The following is a 23,096-nucleotide window of genomic DNA, read 5'->3' as shown; positions in this document are numbered from 1 at the left end:
GAAGTGAGCTAGGGCACGGGTTCCAACGAAACTTTCGCCCCCAACGACTTGAGCTTCTTGATCTGTTCTGACTTGGCGGCATCTGAGAGTGGATTATCAGCTAAATAAATTTGCCAAAACGAAGCAAACCGCTGGTCACCTTCAGCATCCTTTGATGCCATTTCAACCAAGACACCAAGATTGGAAATCTCATTGCTATCCAAGAACACGTATTTCAATTCCGTTAATCCAGCCAGCGCAGAAAGATCATCAATCCCATTACCACGAACATCGCACGAACTGAGCCACGACAATTTGGAAATCGGCATTAAATCTTCGACTTGGTTGCCATCCAAATACAAAGACCAGATCTTGGGCAACTTTGCCAGTGTTCCAATATCACTGATTTCATTATTCGACAGGTAGAGGGAACGCATGTTTTGCATCTTCTCCAAGGGTTGCAAATCATTGATCTGATTGTCGGCCAGTTGCAGATATTGCAATTTAATGAGTTCACTTAACGGCCCCAGATCCGAAATCTTATTCTTCGCAAGATTGACCGATTGCAGGTTGGTCAACTCCTTCATGGGTCCAAGGTCAGTGACATCGTTATTTTCCAAGTCAAGCAAGGCAAGGCTGTAACATTTCTCGAGCCCCGCAAGATTTTGAATTCCTTTGCCCTTCCCCTCAATGGTCGATATTTTCTCAACGTCCTTTTCGGTCAACGGCTCATCATTGTTCCGTTTCTCGAACACGTACTTACGAACCACAGTCTCTAAGTTCTTGTCGGGAAAAATGCTTTCAGCGTCTCCCTCGTCAGCGCAGAGAGCGGGAGAAAAGGTAAAAGGGATGAGAGCAACAAGGATTAGGGTCATTCTGCGCATCGAAATTTCCTCAGTGAATTCTCATGAAAGCGGGCAGGCCGGCGGAACCGCCTAATTTAATTCAGACGGAGCCGAATTTCAAAAGCCAAGCCGTCACATTTTGCTTTTCCATCGTCGGTAGCGACACAAACTAGTAGGATTTACCGTAAAAATAGCTGCGTTGGCAATACCCACAACTTGCCTAACCAAGGTAAAGCAAGCTAAATTCACTGCGTACTGCCTTCCAGCGCCCCCTTCCTAGTGATCAAAAAAATGAGCCAAGTGCTTGTAACAGCATTCGAATCGTACGACAGCTGGAAAGCGAATTCCAGCTGGTTGACCTTGGTCGAGCTGACAAAAAACCTACCTGAGCGCCCGCATTTGACGACCCGCAGGTATCCGGTGGACTACGAGCCGATGCAGCAACAACTAAGAAAAGACCTACAACTTGGCTTCGATTACATCCTCCATCTGGGCCAATCGCCGGGAAGCTGCAGCATTCAACTGGAAACGATCGGTTTGAATCAAGCGACCCAACGCAGCGGAACGCAAAACGGCTGCGCACCGGTGACGGAAGATGGTCCAATGGCCTACCGCAGTCAGCTTCCTGCTGAGGAACTTTGTAGATTGCTCAATCAGGCCGGGATCCCCTCGAGGGTATCAACCCACGCCGGAACCTACCTCTGTAATGCAGCACTTTACTATTCGCACCACATCATTGCGACTAAACAGTTGAAGACTCAGGCAATCTTTCTGCACCTGCCGCTCGATGTAACTCAAGCTGCCGAGCACCCCAATGAGATTGCTTCCATGCCAGCGTCCCTGTGTGCTCAAGCAATTCGACTCGTACTTGAATATTTAGCGGCTCAAAGCCACGCAGAGGCCAGTTAAGAACGGCCTGACGGCCCCCGACACCACTTTACGGCGCCTGGGAGGATCATTGATGCTGGAGCGCTTTTTTGACACCCACGTAGCCCATGTGTGCCTTCCAACAGACATTGCGAAAAGCTTCGGGGCGAGAAACGCCTTCGAGCATAAATTTTTCCACTTTGCCCTGCCGAAACACTAAATCACCCGCGTCATACCATGCCTGGCCGGGACTAACGACGAGATCGATAGCGTCAAATTGATCCAGTGAAATGGCTTTCTCTTCCTTCGCACCAAGGCCCCGCTCAACCACAACCCGTTGGTTGGTTAAGCGATAGCGCGTGCCAACAAACGGGCCGATACGTTTCATATAGAGAACAAGAGCCAACGGGATCGAGAGCAGGCAAATGAAATTACCAACGGTAAAAACGTAAAATCCGAATTTGATGGCATAGAGGTTACCCAGCCATATTCCAACCGGAAACGGGCCCAAGGACATCGCTGCCACCGAAGGCCAAACGGTCATCACGGTAGCCTCTTTAATCGTTGGCGGAGTCAGCCCCGCAATCGCCTGTTTCATCGACTCACTCCGGCGAAAACCGCCTATTTCTCCAACCCGTACGGCCCAATAATCACGTTCTTTTGGCAGAATCGACCAAAAACCGTGCCTCCACGAAGAGGCAACTGTAGCAAACAACCGGTCTGCCAACAACGCTTTGACAGAGCAAGTCGTGGAATCCGAACCGTTTTCGGCCACCTTGGAGCAAACGATCGCATCAAGAATTCACATGAGAAGGATTTTTAGGAGATAACATTGCCCAAATCCGATAACAAACGCAAAAGTAAGGATGAAATTGCCGTTTCTGGGAAGAACACTATTAACTGACAGCGTTGATTGTGAGAAACAACAGACGAGAATTTCAGAATGCCGAACAAGGAGCAGATACTCGTCGCAGGTCTTCCGCGATCAGGGACCACTTGGCTAGCTAAAGTAGTCGACTCATCACCGAAAGTTCTCTACATCCACGAACCCGATTCTTGGAAACGCATTCCATGCGTACCGTTCTGTACTGACTCGGATGACAATATCTTCTGGTACCAATACAGCAACGAGTACGTCCGCAACATCGAAAAGCAAGCTTTGTTACGGCACTGTTCAAAACGGCCGATTTTCAGGAAGGCCGGCTGGCCGACCTACCACTTCCGATGTCGATTTCCGATCCACCTAATCGAAGAACGTCTCGGGATTCCTGTTGGCCGCAGCCAGCTGAGAGCTCCGCTGGATTTCAAAATTTGCTGGAAATCAATCGAATCAGTCGGGCGATTAGGCCTGCTTAATCAGTCGCCGAGTATTAAGCGAATCGTGCATCTCGTTCGTCATCCGTGCGGATTTATTGCCTCTGTGCGCCGCGGAGAGAAGACCAAAAAATTCTCGTCAACCGTTAATATGTCCAACGACATGGGGATTTTTTCCACACTGCAACAGACGAGTATCGGTCGGGAACTTGGCTTATCGCTGCAGACATTGGCTGAGAGTTCAAGAATCGAACGCTTAGCCTGGTATTGGACTATTCTCAACTCAAAAGCTTGGCGAGAGTTGAGTGATTCCTCAAAAGCGATCTTTCTTTCTTACGACTCTTTCTGCAAAAGCCCGACGTCTTCCGCGAAGAGGCTGTTCCAAAATTTGCAACTTAATTGGAATGATCAAACAGAACAATTTGTTCAAAAATCTTCGCACACCGCCAACAAGGGTTACTACAGTGTGAGCCGCGACGCGATTTCGGCCTCGCAGGCGTGGCAGAGTGAACTGTCGAATGCTGAAAAGTCTCAAATCGAAAGAATCGTCCGATCGACGCCTGAGGGCCAAAGATTCATTGATGAATCAGGGAGCTTCGCCTCACAAACGCCTCTCAACTCATTTCTTGAGTGATCGCCTAGGTTGACAGTCCATCACGACGCTCTTGCCATCAGCCGTCGATCCTGCAAAATTCAGGCTATCTCAATCTACCGTCGACACGAACCGCTGGCTCGCAAATGCTTCTAACTGGATGAGAGTCAATGCAAGCTAATCGAAAAACCCGCATTGCAATGTGGTCTGGTCCGCGGAATATCTCGACCGCTCTCATGCGATCTTTTGAAAACCGTTCCGACACAATCGTCTGCGACGAACCGTTCTACGCCCACTACTTAGAGCACACCGGATACGATCACCCGGACAAAAAACTGATTTGTAGACAGCACGAAATAAATTGGCGCATCGTTGTTGAACAGCTGACTAATCCTCTCCCCACAGGAACATCGGTCTTCTACCAGAAACAAATGTCTCATCATCTACTGGATCATATCGATCGCACCTGGCTAGTTGGCTCTGATTTTCAACATGGCTTTCTTCTCCGCGACCCGGAGGAAATGTTGCTCTCATTGATCAAGATCCTTCCGAATGTCACACTTCTCGAAACGGGCTTACCACAGCAACTTGAATTGTTTCAACTCATCCAACAGGAATCTAAAACGACTCCCGTTGTGCTACGTGCACGAGACCTGCTTAATTCTCCTCAACAAATGCTTCCGGCCATTTGTGAATCATTTTCAATTGAGTTTATGCCCAAAATGCTCAACTGGCCGACCGGGGCGCGAGAAAGTGACGGTATCTGGGGAAAGCATTGGTATGCTAACGCCTACAAATCGAGCGAATTTGGAAAACACCGAGTCAAAAATGAACGACTACCTGATTGTTTTCAGAAACTGCTGGCCGAATGCCAAGAGATTCACTCTCAAATTGAACCATTTTGCATGACACCTCAATAAACTCACTCATCCAATCAAAATGCTACAGCAATTCAACACGCTCAACGACAATCTGATCGTCAACATCAACGGAAAGCTGAGCCATCGAGACGAAGCAGGTGTCAGCCCATTTGACTCAGCCGTTCAAAATGGAGACGCCGTTTGGGAAGGTCTTCGTTTGTATGATCGGGGAATTTTCAAGCTGAAAGAACATTTGAATCGGCTCCGCAAGTCAGCTGAAATGCTTGAATACCAAGGCATTCCGAGCGACGAGCAAATCACCGAACAGTTACGTCGTACTCTGGCGGCTAATCAGATGAGCACCAATGTGCACATTCGACTTACGCTGAGTCGCGGCATCAAATACACATCAGGCCTGGACCCGCGCATCAACACCCAAGGCTGCTCGCTATTCATTCTGGCGGAACACAAACCGCCCGTTTACGATCGTTCCGGTTTGCACTTAATGACGGCCATACACCGCCGTCCGGCACCGGACGTTTTGGATCAGCGAATCCATTCGTGCAACCAATTGACTTCGATTCTGGCAAAGCTGGAGGCGAATGCGGCGAACGCTGACGATGCCCTGATGCTAGACACTCGTGGTTTTTTAGCCGAAACGAATGCCACCCACATTTTCATCGTCAAGAATGCAGTCGTACTCACCTCGACTTGCGATGCTTGTCCGGAAGGCATAACTCGAGCCACTGTATTGGATCTCTGCCAACGAAATGGTATCGCCGCTGAGACCCGGGACATTGCTCCCCAAGAGCTTCTCGAAGCCGATGAAATGTTTTGCACGGGCACAATGGGAGAACTCGTTCCAGTGCTATCTCTTGACAACCGATCGATTGGTAACGGTGATCTTGTCACACTGTCTCAATTGATCTCCCTATTCGACTCAGAAGTTGCCATCGGCTGCCAATCGCTTTAAGAATTCGATTGAAAACAGGTGATTGCTAGCCGTTCGTCGAACGGCTCATCGAGAAGCCCAACACATTACTCCGACTCGTGGGACCTGTGAAAAAAATCAATCATACGCGCGAGCCCACGCGGTAAATACCATGCCGCGGAGTAATGATCGGCATTCCACCATTCTATTTCAGGTTTGCCGGCAGCCTCCCATAAAGCTTGACTGCATGCAGGTGGAATCACCTTATCCTTTCGTGCGTTCAACATGAGCAAGTGTCGCTGTTTCAGTTGTTTGGCGTAGGTAAGGGGATCGACTGTTTGCAGCCGAGCTGCAATTTCGCCTTCGTCGATTGACTGATCGTCCCATTGTTTTCGTACATTCCTCAACTCGTCCGATTCTCGAATAATTTTCTCCAAATCCCCACCTGCCAAGACAAGGCAAGCGTTGGTGAGTTGGGGCTCAGCAGAGCCTACCAGTGCGGCGACGACACCTCCCAAGCTAATGCCGGTAATTCCCAAACGGCCTTGGGCGATCTCGGGGCGACTCCCAAGCCAGGCCGTCGCTCGGCGAATATCGAGCACAGCTTGCTGCATCGCTTCTGTGGTCTGCCTCAAGTCGGCGGAAATCATCCGCACGTCTTTCCCAGGCGACCGACGTGGACCGTAGTAGGGCATTTTAACGAATAACGCTCCAATACCATTCAACGCCAGCGTTCGACAAATCGTCCGCGATAGTTCAAAGTCACCACCGAGAATATGCAAGACAACAACCCCCGGAGCGGGCTTCTTGCCTTTCCGCAAAAAATATTCACAGTGGACCGTGTTGTTACATTGAAACGCAGTCGCGCGTGGAGACGGAAACCGCACGGTTTGTTCCTGCACAAGCTGCAACCAACGTCTTCTGACCGGTGTCAATTGGTATTCAAATATGTGTTGCTCAAGCCGGAAGATTGGAGCGACATTTACTTCGTTTTCCGATGGCACAAAGCGGACCTTACCCGGTGCTTCCCTTGGCTGACCACTCGAGACGTCTTCCGCAGCAGCATCCCCAGAGAAACGAATGATGCTTAAAGCAAAAGCCACCCGATAAGCAATAATCGCCACCGTTTGTTGACTAATTACCGATGTACTTTGCATAGATGGTCTTTGCCTCCGCGACGTCCTCTGTTCCGCCAACAATAGCGCGACCATCGGGAAAGAGAGTGAGTCGATAATCATCAACCTCAAATCGCAACAAAAATGAATTCAGCGTCACCTTTCCCACGCTCTCAAGTTTCTTAGCCAGCTGTTCAAGTGACAATTTTTTACCTCGCTCAAACGTCAACTGGACGGCGTTCCGACCACATAAAACGGCGGATTGCCCACCACGTTCCCCTGTTAACCAGGGAAACTGATGATGATTGCAAGTCGGACAGTCAGCCGATTCGCGCAGAGATTCAAGCTTCACTTGTCGCGAGCGGTTATCCCACATGTCAAACACATTGAGTGAACGGCTAATCGCTTCAGTATGGCCCGACATGATCTTGATTGCTTCACAGGCTTCAAAAGAGGCAATCACATTGATGATCGGTCCAAGGATACCCGCGGTATCGCAAGTTGGCGTCGTTCCAGGCGGCGGAGTCTCTTTCATCAGACAACGCAAACAGCCGGTCTGCCCGGGAACGATGGTCATTGTCTGCCCCTCGGCACCAATACAGCCCCCATAGACCCAAGGGATCCCAGAGCTTACCGCAACATCATTCAATAAGAATCGTGTTTCGAAGTTATCAGTGCCGTCCAGAATGACGTCAACGCCTTCAATGAGTTTATTGATATTTCGATAATCAATATCCTCAACAACCGCTTCGACGACGATTTGCGAATTGATCTGTTCAAGTCGACGTTTTGCGGCAATCGCTTTTGGCAATCCCGACGCGACATCCTGCTCGTCATATAGCACTTGCCGCTGCAAGTTATTGAGTTCTAAGAAATCACGATCCACAATCCTCAGGTGCCCCACGCCAGCACGAGCTAACGTGTTGGCAATCACCGAACCGAGAGCCCCACATCCGCAAACGAGCGCAGTTGAGGCGGCCAGCCGAGCCTGACCTTCTGTCCCGAGTGGAGCAAATAAAGACTGCCTGACATATCGCGACAAAGCATCGCGTGAATCTTCTCGGGGCGATTTGTCATTCATGTTCAACCCTCAGACGACATATCCACTCAAATCAAATCCGGGCGCCAAATCACGCTGCAATGCATCACAGGCAGCCCGAGCAGCAACTAAGTCAATCAAGCCGGGTGAGCCGCGATAGCCAACCACCGGCTTCTCCCGACAATTCAGTTGAGTCCTGCCTTCCAACTGGCCCAAGTCACATAGCAAGACGTCCACTTGATCCAATCCTGACGCGAATTTGTCGTCCGGCAATCGCTTGGCAATTAACAGATTGGGGGCCAACTCTCGGCAACGTTCCAGCGATGCATCAAATGGGACGACCACGATCGCAACCGACGGCGACTTGGCGACCTGCGGCAATCGTGCTGACCAATTGTCCTGCTCTAAATCAAGCATCAACATTAAGCCCTGTTCCGTTGCCTGTTCCAGCAGATTCGAAGGCGGATCGTCTGCGAAAATCGCCAAACGAGCTTCTCGCCAGCTCTGCAAGGGAAGATCCAGCACGTGCGTTAGCGTAGTGGCCCGCAAGACCCACCGTTTCCCCTCCAGCCAAAACTGACCATTCTTGGCACCAAACCGACGAATCCCACAGATTAGCTCCGTCGTTTGACCGGCCTGCTCAATGCGAATGCGATAGTAGGCCGGATAATCAGGACTCCAAAAACACGGGTCAACCAGCCGTGCCTGCCAGAGACCTTGACGATCAAACCGACGGAAAACCGTCGTCGTTTTCAATGTTTTGGCGACAGCACAAAACGGACCACGCATTTCGATCTTGGTCGGATCAAAATCCATGGACTCTGCAATCGTCGGCCGAAGATAGACTTCCGTCAACGAATCCGTCGTGAGCCCAAAGTAGACAGAGAATTGTTCGGGTGTAAGCGTGTGCAAAGAATTTCTAATCCAATGAATGTTTGTTTGGTTTGGAAAACAAGGAGATCGCCAAAAACAATGTCAAAGAGACCATCAATGCGATAGCTCCCGTATCAAGATTTAACGGAACGGGGATCTCGAATGCCTTGAGGCTAAAATTCACCAACAGGCTCGCCAAGATCGCCGTGCAGGCGGCTCCGGCCGTTGCCCGCTTCCAACTAATACCAATCGCTACTGTCGGCACGAGCGCGGCGGCAAATGTGCCCCAACCAAAAGCTCCCAGTAAGGCAACTAAGTCACCGGTGTACAAACCGAAAACGGTTGCCACAACGGCAATCCCAATTGTGGCCCAGCGAGCGCGCAACAGCTCCGTATCGGGTGACGGTTTGAACCGCAACGACTTGGGAATGTCGTGAACAAGTGCGGCCGCACCAATGTTCAAAAACGCGTCTGCAGTGCTCATGATAGCCGCAAACAGCCCCGCAAAGACGATCCCGGCCAAAATCGGATGGGTATATCGCTGCAAGAACTCTGGCGCGGCAGCATCGGGCGTCGAGAGCGAAGGATAGGCGCCCTGCAGCACCAACGCTCGCATCGCTAAACCAATACTTATCCATAACAAAGCCGTGACGATGTATCCGAACATTGAAACTGGCAGAGTCATACGAGCTGTCTTGGCATTTCGCGTCATCATTAATTTCGTAATTACGTGTGGCTGCCCGCAGGCGCCCAGAGCAAACACAAAATACCACGACAGACAGCCAAAAGCCCCCCGCGTCCCCCAGGGACTCATTGCTGCCGGATCGTCATTCATAATCGTCTGAGACATGCCGGAAATCCCACCATCGACCGCCATGACCGCAGCAACGAAAACCAAGACGGATGCCACCATCATAACCCCCCCCTGCACGAGGTCGGTGTAAACCGAAGCAATAATGCCCCCGGTCACACAATAGAAGACCAGCAACGAGGTCGAAAATGCAGCACAAACACTAATCGGTACTGCTTCGAACCCACCCATCGAAACCAACAAGCTCTGTAAGACCGTCGCCATTGCAATGATTTGAGTCGCCAGATAGCCAAGTACACCAAGCAGAATCGCGATCGCAGTCAATAATCCAACCGAACGACTTTGATAACGGTGTGTCACAATATCCGGCAACGATATCGAGTCTTGTGCGATGGCCATTTCACGAAGCGGTTTGGCAAGCAAATAGAAGCTCACACAGTAACCCACCGATGCCGTCACCACGATCCAAATTGAACTTACCCCCATTTGGTAAACCAAACCGGGGCCACCAACAAATCCAAAACCGCTCATCGTGCTTGAGAACATCGCGACGGCGGTAACGACAAAGCCCAGAGTCCGTCCAGCCATAAAAAAGTCGCGAGACGAATGCGTGCGACGCATGGCCCAGAGCCCAACAAATATACAAAGAACAAAATAGGCGGCCACGCAGCCCAAAATGATCTGTGAACGATATGCTTCCATGAGAGTGGGGCCAATCAATTCGAACAACGGTTAGAAGCTCGCACAATCACCTGTACGAGACTAGGAGGACTCTGCCCCCTTGGCATCAGTGTCGACCGAGGCAAACCAGCGGCGATACCCCAACACATAAATCAACATGAACGTCATGGGGGTAAACCAAACACCCGTGAGCATCCACTGCGTCGGTTCCGGAAAACCGCCCAACAAGGGCGCGACTCCTCCCGCATACTTCTGATCCAACCAACACACCACAGAAAACACGGCAAGAAACAAGCACGAACTGCCTGCAATCAAGATTCGCAGCAAACCGGGTGAAGGAATGCGATCTGTCGCCAACCAAAGAAATCCCGTCAGGACCAAAATCGTCAAACACCCAAACAACCAGGCCCACGGGCCTGTATAAGGAGCCCCCCCTGCATTCATCGAAACGGCAGCCGGGTTCGACTCGGAGATGCCGTAGACCGGATGAGGCTTGGCAGCATGCTCAGGACCGCTTTGCATGGCAGCCATCGCCAACACCCCCCACATCAGTAATAACATCACCAATAAAAAATGGGGTGTCTTCATCCGTTGTCACCCTGCGTCATGGTTGGCGGCTGATCGGCTGGGTTGTTGAGTTCCGTGTCGGCTGCCAGCACGGGCTCAAACACGCGTGCGAAATAACCCGTCATTTCCTCAACGACCGTGTCGCGAGCTGGCTTGTCGATGCCGGCCAGAATTTTGGCCAATTGCTGCTTGAATTCCAACTGCATTTGCCGGGCAATTTGGATCCTTTGAGCCTGAGGAGAACCGGCTCCGTGCATGGATTCTGTCAGATATCCAACGGCATTTCGCCCCAGCGTCATGTTCTCGATTAAACGCAGAATGCGAATCCGATCTTCCGTGGCCACTTCGGCTCGCCCCTGCAAGTACTTCTCTAACAAGGGCCCCGTTTCCGAACTATTCCAATCATGCTCTGACGGCAAAGTCGCCACGAGCCCACCGGCCAAATCTTGAGCAAGTCGTCCAATTTCGAAGGGCATCTTGGTTACATGATGCTTGCAAACGTTCGCCAACATGTCATCGTTCAAAAAACAACCACTGGCGGTTTGGTGCGCCTGCCAACTGGATGCGATTCCTGTCGCGAAAATCGTTTCGTTCAAATGCGTCATCTCGACCAGCTTTTCGCGAATATGCGACTTCCGGGCAACGCCGTTGTAATCTGCAATGGTTGCGGCAGCACCAATCATCACATCGCCAACGCCACTTTTGCAGACATAACTACGACGGTGATAGCAGGTAAAACGTTCTACCAGCATCGCAGCAAATTCATATTCCCCGTCCATGAAGACGCGATCATAGGGAATAAACACATCGTCAAAAATGACCATCGCTTCCTGACCCGCAAAGCGCGAGTTACCAACGTCTATTTCACCGTCCATGCTGCGTGTGTCGCAGGACTGGCGTCCATAGATGTAGGTAATCCCCTCAGCTTCAACGGGAATCGCACCCACAATCGCGTAATCTCGATCCTGCTCTCCCAACCTCAGTGTCGGCATCACCAATAACCAATGGGAATTTAGACAACCAGTTTGATGGGCCTTCGCACCCCGAATGTAGACACCCTGCTCTGTGCGACGTACAACTCGCACGTACATATCCGGATCATCTTGCTGATGGGGTGGTTTACTTCGGTCTCCTTTCACATCAGTCATCGCCCCACCAACCACGTAATTCGAGCGATGCAACATGGTCAAGAAGCGCACAAACCTCGCGTGATATTCGGTGTCATGCTGTTCGTCAATTTCGTACGTCACCGAGTACAACGAATTAATGGCGTCCATCCCCACACAACGTTGAAAACAGGTACCCGTCAGTTGGCCGAGTTTGCGTTGCATTTTATTTTGCATCACCAAGTCTTCACGACTCCCAGCGACATGCAAAAAACGGTTAATTCGCTCACCCGTTAACGGTGAGACGGTGGTCCCAAGCTCCGGATCCCGATTCGCCAGATCATAAGTTTCGGCAACAGCATTGACCGACGGACGTATCATCGGGTGATCGATTGGTTCCGCAACCAATTCACCAAACAAGTACACTTTGAGACCGCGTCCGCGCAGACTCTCGAGATAGTCAGCTCCGGTCTCGATTCGATCATCAGAGCACGATTCATTTCCAGCAGGCATTGCACACCTCACCTTTCCTCAAACCGGCGCTCGTCCATTCACATCCCCAACCCTCGATTCGCTGATTGCTTGTCTCCTTCGGCAGCAATGGCCACTGATCCATATCGACATGCATCCCAGCGGCAAGCCGCACCCACCTTCCAGCTCGAGCAACTGCGGTGCCGACTCCACCCAACTGACCTTGCTCGACTTGACGATCTCGCAATTCGCAAACACGCTCCAGGCGTTCCGACGCTACACCAGCCGAAGATGGTGACATCCACTGCTTCTGTCCGGAAGCGAAAGGGGAGACGAGTAACAGCAAGCAAAATAAAAGTGGCGGCCCCCAACAAAGAACAACACGATTCATGACCCATCCAGCTCCACAGAAACTTGTGCGTCAAAAGGAGACGTAGTGGAAAGCGATCCATCCATTCTTACGTCAGCATAGCAGACGTTCGCCTGTCGTAAAAACAGGCCTGACTAGCCCCACCATCCACCATTTACGTGCAGCGTTTGACCGGTGAGATAAGTGGAAAGATCACTGCAAAGAAACAAGATCACATTGGCAATTTCTTCCGGCTCACCAAATCGTCCCAAGGGCACTTGCAACTTCATTTGGTCCAGCGACTTATCCGGAATGGACTGGCCCATCTCTGTCAAAACAACACCGGGAGCCACAGCGTTGACATTGATTTGCCGACGAGCCAATTCGCGACTCAGAACTCGCGTCAAACCAATTACACCGGCCTTTGCCGCCGCATAATTCGCCTGACCAAAACCACCAACCACGGCAGAAATCGAAGCAAGATTTACGATCCGGCCACCGTCAGCAAGAAAAATGCCTGCTTGCTGTGAAACCAGAAATACGCCGGTCAAGTTCGTATCAATCACCTGCTGCCACTCTTCGGCAGACATTTTCGCAACGGTGCGATCCCGGATAATCCCTGCGTTATTGACAACCATTTCGAGCGATCCAAATTTTTGAATCGCTGCGGCAAACATCCGCTGAACGGCCTCCTGGTCACGAACGTCCGCTTCCATGGCCATCGCCCGCTTGCCCAATTCGGCAACGAGTCGGTTGGCTCGATCCTGATTAATCCCTTCTGGATCGGCCCAGTAATTCACAATCACGTTGCCACCGGCCGCATGGAGAACACGGGCGGTGGTCGCCCCCAATCCCTGACTGGCTCCGGTAATTAAGGCCGTTTTGTCGGATAGATCGATTGCTGTCATCTTCGATAAACACCCCGAATGCGATGCAAGAGTGCTGGTCTGGTGAGAATCCCGGAAAATCCAAGAACTCCGGAAAATCCAGGAACCCCGGAATCCGCGAAAAACCCCACGGAACTGCTCCCGGCAGGCAAGAGAGTCCGTTCGCCGGCGTTCTCGAAATAAAAAGAGCGGATGGGGTGGGATTCGAACCCACGGTACGGTCACCCGTACAGCAGTTTTCAAGACTGCCGCCTTAGTCCACTCGGCCACCCATCCGTCGAGCAAGCCCCGAATCTAACGAAGACGGCGGGCAGGTGTCAAAGGGAGTGCGTTGACGCAAGGTGGAAATCGTGATACAAGAACCGATCAGTTTTGATGCTTTCCCCTCCACGGAAAGTGGCAAATCTACTTGGCCGTCACTCGTCCATCGACACGGAGAGCTGAAAAGCAATGGGTTGCAGCGAACGCCGTAAGGAAATTAAGCGTCGTCGTCATCGACGCAAGAAAATCGATCATTTCAAGAAACGAGTCGCCAAAGCGACGGTCTCCGAAAAGACGGTCATCGCGCAGAAGATCCGCGAAATTACGCCGGGCGCGGAGAATCTGATCGTGACGCTCGAATTGGAAGAGCGATAATCGAAACCAGTCAAAACGATCGGGCCGGCTGATGCTCGGCTTGATCTGAAACTGAACGATGCGATCGATGATCGTTTAGTAGGTGTCGTTGTGCGCCCATCTGGTTGCCCTCTTTCAGGACGTCCCAATCCGATTAGTCTCGGCATCTTGACGACACGCCCATCTCAATCGACATCATCGGCCTAAACGGCCGGTTGCTCGAGGCACTGTTCGAAAGCTAAATCATCGCGGATTGGGACGAAGGATGTTTAGAAAACCCCGCATTCTTGGGCCATCGCTAAGCTCCCTTGACACTCTAACCAGCCAGTATTCGAAGTTTGCGCAAAATGCGCAAACATCTTAATTGCCAAGTGTAACACCTTGATTTAGCATGGCTTAAGGGGCGGCACGTTTGGCCAACACGGCCAAAGATTAGGAACAGGACAGCTCATCACGCGCCCTACTGCACTTCCAGAGACGATTGCCAACTACCAATTCCACGCGTCAGAAGCAACTCGCAGATGACTGGTTTCGAGCCGTTTTGCGACCAATCAGATCTCCTGCCGAGCTTCAGTGACGTGGAGAGCCCGCACCCGAACACCATCGAAGAGAACTACGATGATCAAACAGACTCTGGCACTTGCGTTCGGAAAATCACAAAAACAGCGTGACCACCGACTCGCGCGGCGTCTTGGACATTACGAATGGTTGGAAGACCGTCGGGTCCTCGCCTCGCTGTCGGGACAGGTCATCAATGACCTGAATGGCAATGGAGAAATCGAAGTTGGCGAACCCGGATTGGGCGGCGTCGAGGTGTTCATCGATCAAAACGGCAACGACATGCTGGATGTTACCGGCGTCATTATCGAACCAGATGCGTTCGGATCAGAAGAACTAATCGATATTCCGGGGGTCTCGCTTTCTGTTCAAAACCATGGAGGTGTCATCACGAGCGACGAGATCATCGCGATCGGAAAAGCCCCCAACGACAGCGTACCGGGCTCTTTTGCCTCGACGGGAGATTTCGTTTTTGGAACTTTCCGGGCGGGCAACAACGGCGGTGTGGACAGCATCACAGATTTCTTCAATTTCACGCAGAAGCTACGCATGAGCTTTGCGGACGGTGCGAACTCCGTAAGCATTGACGTGATTGGAAGCAGCACAACAGCCGCTGACGTGGGCGTGTTGGAGATTTACGACGGAAGCAACAACTTGCTGGCGTCAGCGAGCACCCAAGGTTTGTGTGAATCGGACTTTTGCGAATCACAAATCGAGACTTTGCGATTGACGCGAGCTGAGGGCGACATCTCCTACGCACTCGCTTACACGCAACGGGAACGACTCACAGCTCGTTTCGATTCACTTCGAGTCAATGATGCAGGCTCGGAACCCTGGACAATCACGGACAGCCAGGGCGAGTATGAGTTCCGCAACCTCGTCGCCGACAATTATCGAATTAATCAGGTTATTCCTGCAGGTTACCAACAAACAGTTCCCAATGGTGGCGGAGACGGCAGTCACGAGGTCACAATCGGCGAGAATGACATCAGCAACATTGATTTCGCGAATGTTGAGACCGCGGCAACACCGCCTGTCGCACGAGACGACTCCGTAGCAACCACGATTAACAACTCAGTTGTAATCGATGTATTGGCGAATGACGGAGATGTGAACACGGAACTGGAGCAATCATCGGTACAGGTTGTTTCGCCAGCTACTTCAGGACTGACCGAAGTCGATTTAACATCAGGAGAAATCACTTACACGCCGTCCAATGACTTCGTTGGTTCCGACGAATTTCGATATACCGTTCGTGATACAAACGGACAACTTTCGAACGAGGCCATCGTTCTGATAGATGTGACGGATGCGGGGTCAGGCTGGCAAAATCCAGACAACCAATTGGACGTGAATGCCGACGGATTCGTCTCGCCCATGGACGTCTTGAAAATCATCAATGAACTGAATACCCCCGTCTATCACGATCCGAGCAACGGAAAACTGTCAGATCCACCCAATCCGGTTCCTGCCTTCTTCGATGTCGACGGTGACGGCTTCATCGCACCCGCCGACGCCATTTTGATCATCAACGTCCTTAATGAGAATGCAGTTGCCGCCGTCCAAGCCAATCCAACCACAGAGACGAGAGATACTTGGGGCGGTAGTTTATCCCCCATCGGCGGCACCGAAGATTCGAATTCTCAGTTGGCTCGCAGCACTCCCGGTCGAATTAACACAAAAATGGATTCAGAGTCGACATCTCAGCGTATCGAGCTCGTTTCCGCCGCAGAAGCTGACAAGCTCTTCGACTTGCAAACGGCGCGAAACAGCAACTCGGCGGATCAAGCGTTGGACGATCTCGAACTGGATGACGTTACGAGCTCCATTTTGGCTCGCAATACGGCTTCGGTGTTCGTCTGATCTTCGCTGACGAGTCAAACGTGACCGGCGAAACACGGATACACTCTAGTCCCTCGCAGCACGAGTCTCTGACTGGATTCAACAGATTCAAACTTGTAGTACGGTTGGCTGAGCAGCATTTAAATAGTCCGCCATTTGCATCATAAAGCTCACCGAAAGCGACCCGGCATTGAAGGCAACTCGCGAGTTTTCCGTCAGTCGGTGGTCAACAAATAGTGGCAACGGCAAGACCGGCCTTCCAAATGGCGGTACCGAACCAGGCACAAGCCCTGTCAGCTCCCAAAGCTCTTCCTGGGATGCAAACCGAGACTTTTTCGCAGACAACTGTCGTTTGATTGCCTTGGAATCCAACCTCTGATCTGCGGGCAAGACAAACAAAGCAAACTGGCCATCAAGTTTGAGCACGAGTGCCTTACCACCAATCTTCAATTCCTCACCACGAGCCTCAGCTGCTTCTTCTGAGGTGCGGGTCGGCTGATGCTGGAGTTCGCTGAAAGGAACTTCGCAGCGGTGTAAGTGTTCTCGCAATCTCTCCAATACAGACAGCTCACTCATCGCGGTCACGCTACCAAACAATAATGGCCAGAAACAGTAAAACCACAATCAACACAGCAACGACACTGATTCCCCACATCCAAATCGGCACCGCCGGCCGCTTGCGACGGAGCAAAATCCCGGTCGCTGAGGCAGACGAAAGACTATTGTTTTCCAATAAATCCACGAGCGAACCACTGGCCGAATTATGGGTTCCAATCTCTTCTTCAATCTGTGACAAGACCGTCTCATCTAGCCGATCCTCGATATCAATATCGATCGCATCCGACGAACTCGTCGCAGCCTCGGGCCGGGCTTCCTCTTCGTCAATGGGAGCTAAAGTGAGATCTTCTTCCCGTCCACCAATCGCCGCAGTATCCCCGGTGTTCGCCGAAACGGTGTCACTCGTTTTTTCCTCGGTCTCAGGCAGCGCCGATGTGGCCACTAATCGCTCCAAGCGATTGGTGGTCTCTCCATCATTACCGGCTCCAATGCGAGGAGGAGTACTGCCTGTCGGCTGCTCGCCATAGCCGCGTCCTGCCAACCAGTGACGCAACTGCTCAACCACGCCAGCGGCAGTTTGAACTCGTTCGTTCGGATTTTTCATCATCATTCGACGACAAACATCGACTAACGTGGCCGGTGCGTCCGACCGATCCTCGAAAATACTAGCCGGTTCCTCGCGCTGATGTTTGAGAAGTCGTTCCGTCAACGTTCCCTCGGGAAACGGTGGATGTCCAGTTAAGAGGAAATAGAGGGTCCCTCCCAAGCCATAAATGTCGGCTCGCGCGTCAACTTTGCTACTGTTGACCGCCTGCTCAGGCGCTAAGTAATCAGCCGTGCCAACAACGCTATCCTTGTGGACAGAACTGAGTGACTTTTCGTCTTGAGAGAACTTTGCCAGGCCCATATCCAGTACCTTGACGACACCGACCCGATCCACCAGGCAGTTAGCCGGCTTGATATCGCGATGCACAACACCCGCTTCGTGAGCGTGCTGAAGTCCTGCCGCAGCTTGAGCAATACAATCGGCAGCTCGCTCGAATGCCAAAACGCCTTCCTGCTCGACAATGCGTTGGAAGTCCTTACCCTCCACATATTCCATCACGATGTAATGCGTGTCGCCCTCGTTGTCGATGTCGTACGCACGGACAATATTCGGATGATCCAAAGCCGCGACAGCGCGAGCTTCAAGTTCAAAACGTTCCAAATAACTCGACTTCGAAACCCGACTCTTGGGAAGCACCTTGATCGCAACCGGCCGGCGCATGATTGGATGCTCAGAAAGGTAAACACTGCTCATGCCCCCCGTGCCAAGATGGCCCTTGAGGGTGTATTTACCCAAACGAAACCCGCGATATTTCCCCTTGAGTAGCTGCTCCATCTGCCAAGAAGTGATCAGGCCCGCACCGATCAACTCGTTCGCCAACGTATGGTGATCCGGCGGAAGCAGACCTTTCGACTTCGCGGCCCGAGTTGCCAGGAAGTCCGCCAGCTCGTCCTTGCCGATCAACTCGCTGCGTTTGATCAGTTCGATAAGTTTTTCTGTCGAGGTGACTTTTGGCATGCCAAGTCAGTCGCCGCCTGCGGGCAGACGCAATGGATTCATCGAGAACTTACTGCAAGTCATAGAGACATAACACTTTATGATAATCCAGACCCTCTAAAACAACAACCTCTCTTGTGAAAAACCGCCCACGATTTACCCGTAAATCTGACACCCTACGAAGAAGAGAATGCGGCGATTCTCGCGCAGCCACGCCTGCTGCCGGCCCGCACGCGAAGAATCTCATTACAATACGGGACATGACACGCATCGCGTACGACGATTTTGACATCGGCGAGACGATCGGTTTCGGAACGGTCGGAACCATCTACCGCGTTACTGACAGAGCAACCGGCGACATCTACGCGCTGAAACTGCTTTCTCCTGCTGTCGGCAGCGACCCCTTGGTCGTGGCCCGTTTCCGTCGCGAAATGATGGTCCTTTCGAAACTGGATCACCCCAACATCGTGGCCTATTTCGGAGACGGCGATCGCGACGGACAACTGTTTTACGTGATGGAGTTGATTGAGGGTGGCAACCTCAAGGAAATGCTCAAAAACAGCGGGCCATTCAGTTGGAAAGAAGCGGCCGAGTGTGGGCGACAAATCGCCTCGGCCCTGCAACATGCTCACAATCATGGCATCATTCATCGTGATTTGAAGCCAGGCAACGTGTTCATTACGCTCAAAGGTATCATCAAACTCGGCGATTTTGGGATTGCCAGAGATCTACGCGAAACAGAGTTGACCGAAGTCGGACTGACGGTGGGTACGTACGCCTACATGGCTCCGGAACTTGTCCGAGGCAATCGAGAGATCACTGGCCAAGTCGATCTCTATGCCCTGGGCTGTGTCCTTTATGAAATGCTGACGGGACAACCACCTTACCTAGGTGACAATTTTGCTGAAATCTTCGAGCAACATCTCCATTCCGATCCACCGCATGTCCGAAACTTAGTCCCAAACTGCCCCGAATCACTCGATAAATTGATTCTAGCGCTGTTGGCCAAATCGCCCGATGATAGGCCGTTTAATGCTCGAACCGTCCAAGGTATCTTGGGCGAGTTGTGCATGACCCCAAATCAAGATCAACCCACTGCCAACCCACAAGACCGAGCCGCTCTTGATGTTCGCCCGATACAATTATCCTTGGTCGAGCGAATCTGCGCTACCCCCGAATCTCACGAGGTGGACTGGCGGACAGTCGCCCTATTGGGCTTTGGTGTCGCCGTTTTAGTGAGCGCGGCCTTAGTATTGAAATCGATGTAGTGGCATCAAAATATAACTATTCTGATTAAGCCGCTCCCGTCTTTCCAAACGTGCTCCCATGAAGTCCCACACGGATTCGACCGTCAACCATTGCTTTGCTCCGCAAACCAACTGTACAGGTGCGCTCTTGCGTTGGATTAGTCAGCCCAAAGTCGGTAAGCCTTGGCGATGCGAAAATCAATTCGCCCTCCCCCTTCCACTTAGCAAAATTCTTATTGGTGATAAACATGCAAACTCGCTCACTCGGCAACTCATCACTTCAACTCACGACGGTAGGTATCGGCACATGGGCAATTGGCGGAGGTGACTGGAAATTTGGCTGGGGTCCACAAGACGAGTCGGAGGCGATCTCAGCTATCCATCAAGGAATTCTCGACAGCGGTATCAACTGGATCGATACAGCAGCCGTCTACGGCGACGGTCGATCGGAAGAAATCGTCGGCAAAGCGTTGTCCACGCTGCCCGCCGACCAACGTCCCCTGGTCGCCACCAAGTGCAGCCGCGTCGTTCAAGCTGACGGCAACATCACGGGGGTCTTGAAGCGAGAAAGTATCATCAACGAGTGCGAGGCCAGTCTGAGACGTTTAGATCTCGATGTGATCGACTTATACCAGTTGCATTGGCCCGATCCGGAGGCTGACATTGAGGAAGCCTGGCAGACCCTCGTCGAATTGAAGGAGCAGGGTAAAGTGCGAGAAATCGGCGTTTCCAACCATTCACCGGCTCAGCTTGAAAGGCTGAGGCCGTTCCACGCGGTCGCCTCCTTACAGCCGCCGTACAGCATGATTACGCGGCAAATTGAAGCTCAGACGTTGCCCTATTGCAAACAACATCAGATCGGCATCATTTGCTACAGTCCAATGGGAAAAGGTTTGTTGACCGGAGCTTTTGATCGGGCTCGTGCCGAATCTTTACCGGACAGCGACCATCGCTCGCGTGACCCCAAATTCCAGGAACCACTACTGGGAATCAACTTAAAATTGGTTGATGGCCTACGAAGCATTGCAACTCGTCAGGAAAGACCTCTCGCACAATTGGCCATCGCCTGGTGTTTACGAAAACCAGAAGTCACCTCCGCCATCGTCGGCGCACGAAATCCGAGTCAAATCAGGGGAACTGCTCCCGCGGGGGATTGGCTCTTGCAAGATGAAGAAATCGAGGAGATTGATCGATTGTTGACCGAGCGGGAAACCGCCATTGACCAACTAGGGCCGATCGATTCAGGACGCGTTTAACCTGAAGTCGTCCTCATCACTCGCGGTAACAACGCGGTTGCGACAAAAAAATAAAGAAGCCACACACAATGAGACTCTTCGCCACGACGGTTGTACTCTTCCTCGGCTTGGTGATCTGTGCGCCGAACATATTCGCGGATGAAGAAACGAAATTCGAAGCTCTATTCGACGGAAAGACGCTGAGCGGCTGGCGTGGGCATCGACAACCCGATGTACCACCAACTTGGCTCGTTGAAAACGGCACGATTCGTGGCACTGGAAAAGGTCCTGATCTGTTGACAAAGTCAGTGTACGGCGACTTTGACTTACGATTCCAGTGGAAGCTAGGCGAAGCCGGTAACAGCGGCGTCATCTATCGTGTCAGTGAAAGTGATAAACAAACGCACCAGACAGGTCCCGAATACCAGCTGGTCAGTCAAAAGCCCGTTAATTCTGAGCGTCGTCCCACAACCGCTTGTGGATCACTTTACGGGCTCTATGGTGAATCCGAAATCACGTTACAGCCACAAGGTGAATTCAATCGCAGTCGCATCGTCGTCGAGGAAGGGCGAATTCAGCATTGGCTCAATGGCGAAAAGGTTGTCGACTGTGAAATCGGCAGCGAAGACTGGGACAAGAAGATCGAGGCGAGTCAATTTCACGCTTGGCCACAATTCGCCCAGAACAAGCGGGGACACATCGTCCTGCAGGCTGCGGGCTCTCCCGTCTGGTTCCGTGATCTTCGCATCAAGCAATTGACTCCACCCCCAAAAAAATGAATGAAAATTTGCCCCAAGCTAACCGGCAAGCTCCACGATCATGCCACGCCACCAATCCCCTTGGCTAGGACTTCCACCTCTTGAATGAGCAACCCCAACGAAGCTTGACGCTGTTCGACACCACCTGCCTGATCGTCGGCATTATCGTTGGAGCCGGTTTGTATGAGACGGCCCCTGACGTCGCGACCAGCACGAACCAACTTGGTTTTTTACTGGGACTCTGGCTTTGTGGGGGTGTAATCTCATTTATCGGCTCGCTTTGTTATGCCGAACTGGCTACCACTTACCCGCGTGAAGGAGGAGATTACGTCTATTTGAGCAAGGCCTATGGTCCCTGGGCCGGATTCTTGTTTGGCTGGATCCAATTAACCATTGTACGTCCAGGCGACATTGCAGTCATGGCGTTTGTCTTTGCTCGCTATGTGCAGGCGGTGACGGGCATCGCGTTAAATTCCACGGGCAACACGGTATTCATCGAATGCTTATTTGCCTCCCTTGCAGTCATCATTTTCACCGCGATTAATATCTTTGGAGTCCGCGAGGGCAAATGGACACAGAATGCCCTCACCGTCGTCAAAGCTATTGGGTTGTTGTCGATCGTCGGTATCGCTTTGATCACGCCCGGATTTCATGCCAGCGAGACGAATACGGTCGAAACCGCTGCGAACTTTCCAGTTGGCGTCGCATTGGTGCTGGTTTTATTTTCGTTTGGGGGTTGGAATGAAATGGCTTATGTTGCTGCGGAAATCAAAAATCCCCAGCAGAATATTGTCCGCGCGATGACGCTCGGCCTAGGAGTCGTTCTAGGGCTTTACCTGTTGGCCAATCTCGCCTTCGTACACGTATTGGGGATGGCAGGAGTCTCTGCGAGTAAGGCGGTGGCCATCGACGTTGTCGCCGCCAGATTTCCTGGAATTGCCGCGACGGCCGTAGGAATCCTCATCGCGATCTCGGCACTCGGATCCATGCACGGCTTGATCCTGACCGGCGCAAGAATCTCCTATGCGGTTGGTACCGAGCATCGCTTATTTAAAACCGTCGGTCTTTGGAACCAAAAGCTTGGAACCCCCACCCGAGCTTTGGTGTTGCAAGCATGCATTGCACTTATTCTGATCAATTTGCTCGAGACTTTCACCCGAACATTGCTCTACACCGCGGCCGCTGTCTATCTGTTCTACCTCTTCACAAGCCTATCAGTGATCTTGCTACGGCTGAAAGAGCCTAATGTGGAACGTCCATTTCGGATTCCATTCTTTCCGTGGAGCGTGTTCGTGTTTGCGATCGCTTGCGGCTTCATGACGTACAGCGCCATCCTCTACAAACCGATGGTTTCAGGCGTCGCTTTCCTAATCATTTTGCTTGGACTCCCAGTCTATTTCCTGCAAAAACAGCACGCTTAGCTGCGTCTGTCAAAGCAATCTAAACAGCCTGG

The 23,096-nt window shown here is 51.8% G+C and carries 22 protein-coding genes and 1 tRNA gene; 9 read left to right on the top strand and 14 right to left on the bottom strand.

What is annotated here, in order from left to right; genetic code table 11:
- Nucleotides 1–8: 8 nt before the first annotated feature.
- Complete coding sequence (locus tag P8N76_09845; protein ID MDG2381965.1) at nt 9–863, bottom strand: leucine-rich repeat domain-containing protein; 855 nt, start codon at nt 861–863, stop codon at nt 9–11.
- A 252-nt stretch (nt 864–1,115) separates the two neighbouring features.
- Between P8N76_09845 and P8N76_09840 the strand changes: the two genes are divergently transcribed.
- A complete protein-coding gene (locus P8N76_09840) occupies nt 1,116–1,733 on the top strand; it encodes a pyroglutamyl-peptidase I (protein ID MDG2381964.1) in 618 nt (205 codons plus the stop codon).
- Nucleotides 1,734–1,779: 46 nt separating this feature from the next.
- Here the strand turns inward: P8N76_09840 and P8N76_09835 are convergent, their stop codons facing one another.
- Nucleotides 1,780–2,289 (bottom strand): PH domain-containing protein, encoded by a 510-nt coding sequence (locus P8N76_09835; GenBank protein ID MDG2381963.1) that lies wholly within the window; start codon nt 2,287–2,289, stop codon nt 1,780–1,782.
- A 1,508-nt stretch (nt 2,290–3,797) separates the two neighbouring features.
- On the opposite strand from P8N76_09835, the gene P8N76_09830 reads away from it, so the two are divergent.
- Both P8N76_09830 and P8N76_09825 read left to right on the top strand, forming a co-directional pair.
- Nucleotides 3,798–4,517: a hypothetical protein gene (locus P8N76_09830; GenBank protein MDG2381962.1), complete on the top strand. Its 720-nt coding sequence runs from the start codon at nt 3,798–3,800 to the stop codon at nt 4,515–4,517.
- Nucleotides 4,518–4,536: 19 nt separating this feature from the next.
- A complete protein-coding gene (locus P8N76_09825; protein ID MDG2381961.1) occupies nt 4,537–5,430 on the top strand; it encodes an aminotransferase class IV in 894 nt (297 codons plus the stop codon).
- A 65-nt stretch (nt 5,431–5,495) separates the two neighbouring features.
- On the opposite strand, the gene P8N76_09820 is transcribed toward P8N76_09825, so the two are convergent.
- The 9 genes from P8N76_09820 to P8N76_09780 all read right to left on the bottom strand — a co-directional run bounded on the left by P8N76_09820 (nt 5,496) and on the right by P8N76_09780 (nt 13,563).
- Nucleotides 5,496–6,545, bottom strand: coding sequence for an alpha/beta hydrolase family protein (locus tag P8N76_09820; protein ID MDG2381960.1), 1,050 nt, complete (start codon nt 6,543–6,545; stop codon nt 5,496–5,498).
- The gene (locus P8N76_09815; GenBank protein MDG2381959.1) at nt 6,523–7,584 is read right to left on the bottom strand and encodes a ThiF family adenylyltransferase; all 1,062 of its coding nucleotides are present in this window, start codon (nt 7,582–7,584) and stop codon (nt 6,523–6,525) included. The genes P8N76_09820 and P8N76_09815 overlap by 23 nt, the downstream gene beginning before the upstream one ends.
- Nucleotides 7,585–7,593: 9 nt before the next feature.
- Nucleotides 7,594–8,454, bottom strand: a complete 861-nt coding sequence (locus P8N76_09810; GenBank protein ID MDG2381958.1) for a hypothetical protein — start codon at nt 8,452–8,454, stop codon at nt 7,594–7,596.
- A 7-nt stretch (nt 8,455–8,461) separates the two neighbouring features.
- The gene (locus tag P8N76_09805; protein ID MDG2381957.1) at nt 8,462–9,928 is read right to left on the bottom strand and encodes a sodium/proline symporter; all 1,467 of its coding nucleotides are present in this window, start codon (nt 9,926–9,928) and stop codon (nt 8,462–8,464) included.
- Between the two features lie 60 nt (nt 9,929–9,988).
- Nucleotides 9,989–10,495, bottom strand: a complete 507-nt coding sequence (locus P8N76_09800) for a hypothetical protein (GenBank protein MDG2381956.1) — start codon at nt 10,493–10,495, stop codon at nt 9,989–9,991.
- Entirely contained in the window at nt 10,492–12,093 is a 1,602-nt protein-coding gene (locus P8N76_09795; protein MDG2381955.1) for a 4-hydroxyphenylacetate 3-hydroxylase N-terminal domain-containing protein, read from the bottom strand. Before P8N76_09795 ends, P8N76_09800 begins: the two co-directional genes overlap by 4 nt.
- Nucleotides 12,077–12,442 (bottom strand): hypothetical protein, encoded by a 366-nt coding sequence (locus P8N76_09790; GenBank protein MDG2381954.1) that lies wholly within the window; start codon nt 12,440–12,442, stop codon nt 12,077–12,079. The genes P8N76_09795 and P8N76_09790 overlap by 17 nt, the downstream gene beginning before the upstream one ends.
- A 113-nt stretch (nt 12,443–12,555) precedes the next feature.
- A complete protein-coding gene (locus P8N76_09785; GenBank protein ID MDG2381953.1) occupies nt 12,556–13,308 on the bottom strand; it encodes an SDR family oxidoreductase in 753 nt (250 codons plus the stop codon).
- Between the two features lie 168 nt (nt 13,309–13,476).
- A tRNA-Ser gene (locus tag P8N76_09780) sits at nt 13,477–13,563 on the bottom strand.
- Between the two features lie 174 nt (nt 13,564–13,737).
- Here P8N76_09780 and P8N76_09775 point away from each other — a divergent pair.
- Nucleotides 13,738–13,923 carry a hypothetical protein gene (locus P8N76_09775; protein MDG2381952.1) on the top strand — a complete coding sequence of 62 codons (186 nt, stop codon included), beginning with the start codon at nt 13,738–13,740 and terminating at the stop codon, nt 13,921–13,923.
- Nucleotides 13,924–14,520: 597 nt separating this feature from the next.
- Nucleotides 14,521–16,323, top strand: a complete 1,803-nt coding sequence (locus P8N76_09770) for an Ig-like domain-containing protein (protein MDG2381951.1) — start codon at nt 14,521–14,523, stop codon at nt 16,321–16,323.
- 87 nt (nt 16,324–16,410) lie between these two features.
- Here the strand turns inward: P8N76_09770 and P8N76_09765 are convergent, their stop codons facing one another.
- Nucleotides 16,411–16,878, bottom strand: coding sequence for a YbaK/EbsC family protein (locus P8N76_09765; protein ID MDG2381950.1), 468 nt, complete (start codon nt 16,876–16,878; stop codon nt 16,411–16,413).
- Nucleotides 16,879–16,888: 10 nt separating this feature from the next.
- Entirely contained in the window at nt 16,889–18,424 is a 1,536-nt protein-coding gene (locus P8N76_09760) for a serine/threonine-protein kinase (protein ID MDG2381949.1), read from the bottom strand.
- A gap of 239 nt (nt 18,425–18,663) precedes the next feature.
- Here P8N76_09760 and P8N76_09755 point away from each other — a divergent pair, with 239 nt between their 5' ends.
- The gene (locus P8N76_09755) at nt 18,664–19,671 is read left to right on the top strand and encodes a serine/threonine-protein kinase (GenBank protein ID MDG2381948.1); all 1,008 of its coding nucleotides are present in this window, start codon (nt 18,664–18,666) and stop codon (nt 19,669–19,671) included.
- A gap of 25 nt (nt 19,672–19,696) precedes the next feature.
- Here P8N76_09755 and P8N76_09750 read toward each other — a convergent pair whose 3' ends face one another.
- Complete coding sequence (locus P8N76_09750) at nt 19,697–19,900, bottom strand: hypothetical protein (protein ID MDG2381947.1); 204 nt, start codon at nt 19,898–19,900, stop codon at nt 19,697–19,699.
- Between P8N76_09750 and P8N76_09745 the strand changes: the two genes are divergently transcribed.
- The 3 genes from P8N76_09745 to P8N76_09735 all read left to right on the top strand — a co-directional run bounded on the left by P8N76_09745 (nt 19,899) and on the right by P8N76_09735 (nt 23,064).
- Nucleotides 19,899–20,906, top strand: coding sequence for an aldo/keto reductase (locus P8N76_09745; GenBank protein MDG2381946.1), 1,008 nt, complete (start codon nt 19,899–19,901; stop codon nt 20,904–20,906). The two genes, P8N76_09750 and P8N76_09745, sit on opposite strands and share 2 nt — an antisense overlap.
- A 68-nt stretch (nt 20,907–20,974) precedes the next feature.
- Nucleotides 20,975–21,664 (top strand): DUF1080 domain-containing protein, encoded by a 690-nt coding sequence (locus P8N76_09740; GenBank protein ID MDG2381945.1) that lies wholly within the window; start codon nt 20,975–20,977, stop codon nt 21,662–21,664.
- Nucleotides 21,665–21,744: 80 nt separating this feature from the next.
- Nucleotides 21,745–23,064 carry an amino acid permease gene (locus P8N76_09735; GenBank protein ID MDG2381944.1) on the top strand — a complete coding sequence of 440 codons (1,320 nt, stop codon included), beginning with the start codon at nt 21,745–21,747 and terminating at the stop codon, nt 23,062–23,064.
- Nucleotides 23,065–23,096: the final 32 nt, after the last annotated feature.

The sequence above is a fragment of the Pirellulaceae bacterium genome (assembly GCA_029243025.1).
GTDB lineage: Bacteria > Planctomycetota > Planctomycetia > Pirellulales > Pirellulaceae.
The sequence above is the reverse complement of the archived record's forward strand: the minus strand, read 5'-3'. Positions and strand labels throughout refer to the sequence as shown.

Excerpts from the sequence above, each read along its gene's own strand:
- P8N76_09845 (MDG2381965.1), bottom strand. The coding sequence starts at position 863 with ATGCGCAGAATGACCCTAATCCTTGTTGCTCTCATCCCTTTTACCTTT.
- P8N76_09840 (MDG2381964.1), top strand. The coding sequence starts at position 1,116 with ATGAGCCAAGTGCTTGTAACAGCATTCGAATCGTACGACAGCTGGAAA.
- P8N76_09835 (MDG2381963.1), bottom strand. The coding sequence starts at position 2,289 with ATGAAACAGGCGATTGCGGGGCTGACTCCGCCAACGATTAAAGAGGCT.
- P8N76_09830 (MDG2381962.1), top strand. The coding sequence starts at position 3,798 with ATGTGGTCTGGTCCGCGGAATATCTCGACCGCTCTCATGCGATCTTTT.
- P8N76_09825 (MDG2381961.1), top strand. The coding sequence starts at position 4,537 with ATGCTACAGCAATTCAACACGCTCAACGACAATCTGATCGTCAACATC.
- P8N76_09820 (MDG2381960.1), bottom strand. The coding sequence starts at position 6,545 with ATGCAAAGTACATCGGTAATTAGTCAACAAACGGTGGCGATTATTGCT.
- P8N76_09815 (MDG2381959.1), bottom strand. The coding sequence starts at position 7,584 with ATGAATGACAAATCGCCCCGAGAAGATTCACGCGATGCTTTGTCGCGA.
- P8N76_09805 (MDG2381957.1), bottom strand. The coding sequence starts at position 9,928 with ATGGAAGCATATCGTTCACAGATCATTTTGGGCTGCGTGGCCGCCTAT.
- P8N76_09800 (MDG2381956.1), bottom strand. The coding sequence starts at position 10,495 with ATGAAGACACCCCATTTTTTATTGGTGATGTTATTACTGATGTGGGGG.
- P8N76_09795 (MDG2381955.1), bottom strand. The coding sequence starts at position 12,093 with ATGCCTGCTGGAAATGAATCGTGCTCTGATGATCGAATCGAGACCGGA.
- P8N76_09790 (MDG2381954.1), bottom strand. The coding sequence starts at position 12,442 with ATGAATCGTGTTGTTCTTTGTTGGGGGCCGCCACTTTTATTTTGCTTG.
- P8N76_09785 (MDG2381953.1), bottom strand. The coding sequence starts at position 13,308 with ATGACAGCAATCGATCTATCCGACAAAACGGCCTTAATTACCGGAGCC.
- P8N76_09775 (MDG2381952.1), top strand. The coding sequence starts at position 13,738 with ATGGGTTGCAGCGAACGCCGTAAGGAAATTAAGCGTCGTCGTCATCGA.
- P8N76_09770 (MDG2381951.1), top strand. The coding sequence starts at position 14,521 with ATGATCAAACAGACTCTGGCACTTGCGTTCGGAAAATCACAAAAACAG.
- P8N76_09765 (MDG2381950.1), bottom strand. The coding sequence starts at position 16,878 with ATGAGTGAGCTGTCTGTATTGGAGAGATTGCGAGAACACTTACACCGC.
- P8N76_09760 (MDG2381949.1), bottom strand. The coding sequence starts at position 18,424 with ATGCCAAAAGTCACCTCGACAGAAAAACTTATCGAACTGATCAAACGC.
- P8N76_09755 (MDG2381948.1), top strand. The coding sequence starts at position 18,664 with ATGACACGCATCGCGTACGACGATTTTGACATCGGCGAGACGATCGGT.
- P8N76_09745 (MDG2381946.1), top strand. The coding sequence starts at position 19,899 with ATGCAAACTCGCTCACTCGGCAACTCATCACTTCAACTCACGACGGTA.
- P8N76_09750 (MDG2381947.1), bottom strand. The coding sequence starts at position 19,900 with ATGTTTATCACCAATAAGAATTTTGCTAAGTGGAAGGGGGAGGGCGAA.
- P8N76_09740 (MDG2381945.1), top strand. The coding sequence starts at position 20,975 with ATGAGACTCTTCGCCACGACGGTTGTACTCTTCCTCGGCTTGGTGATC.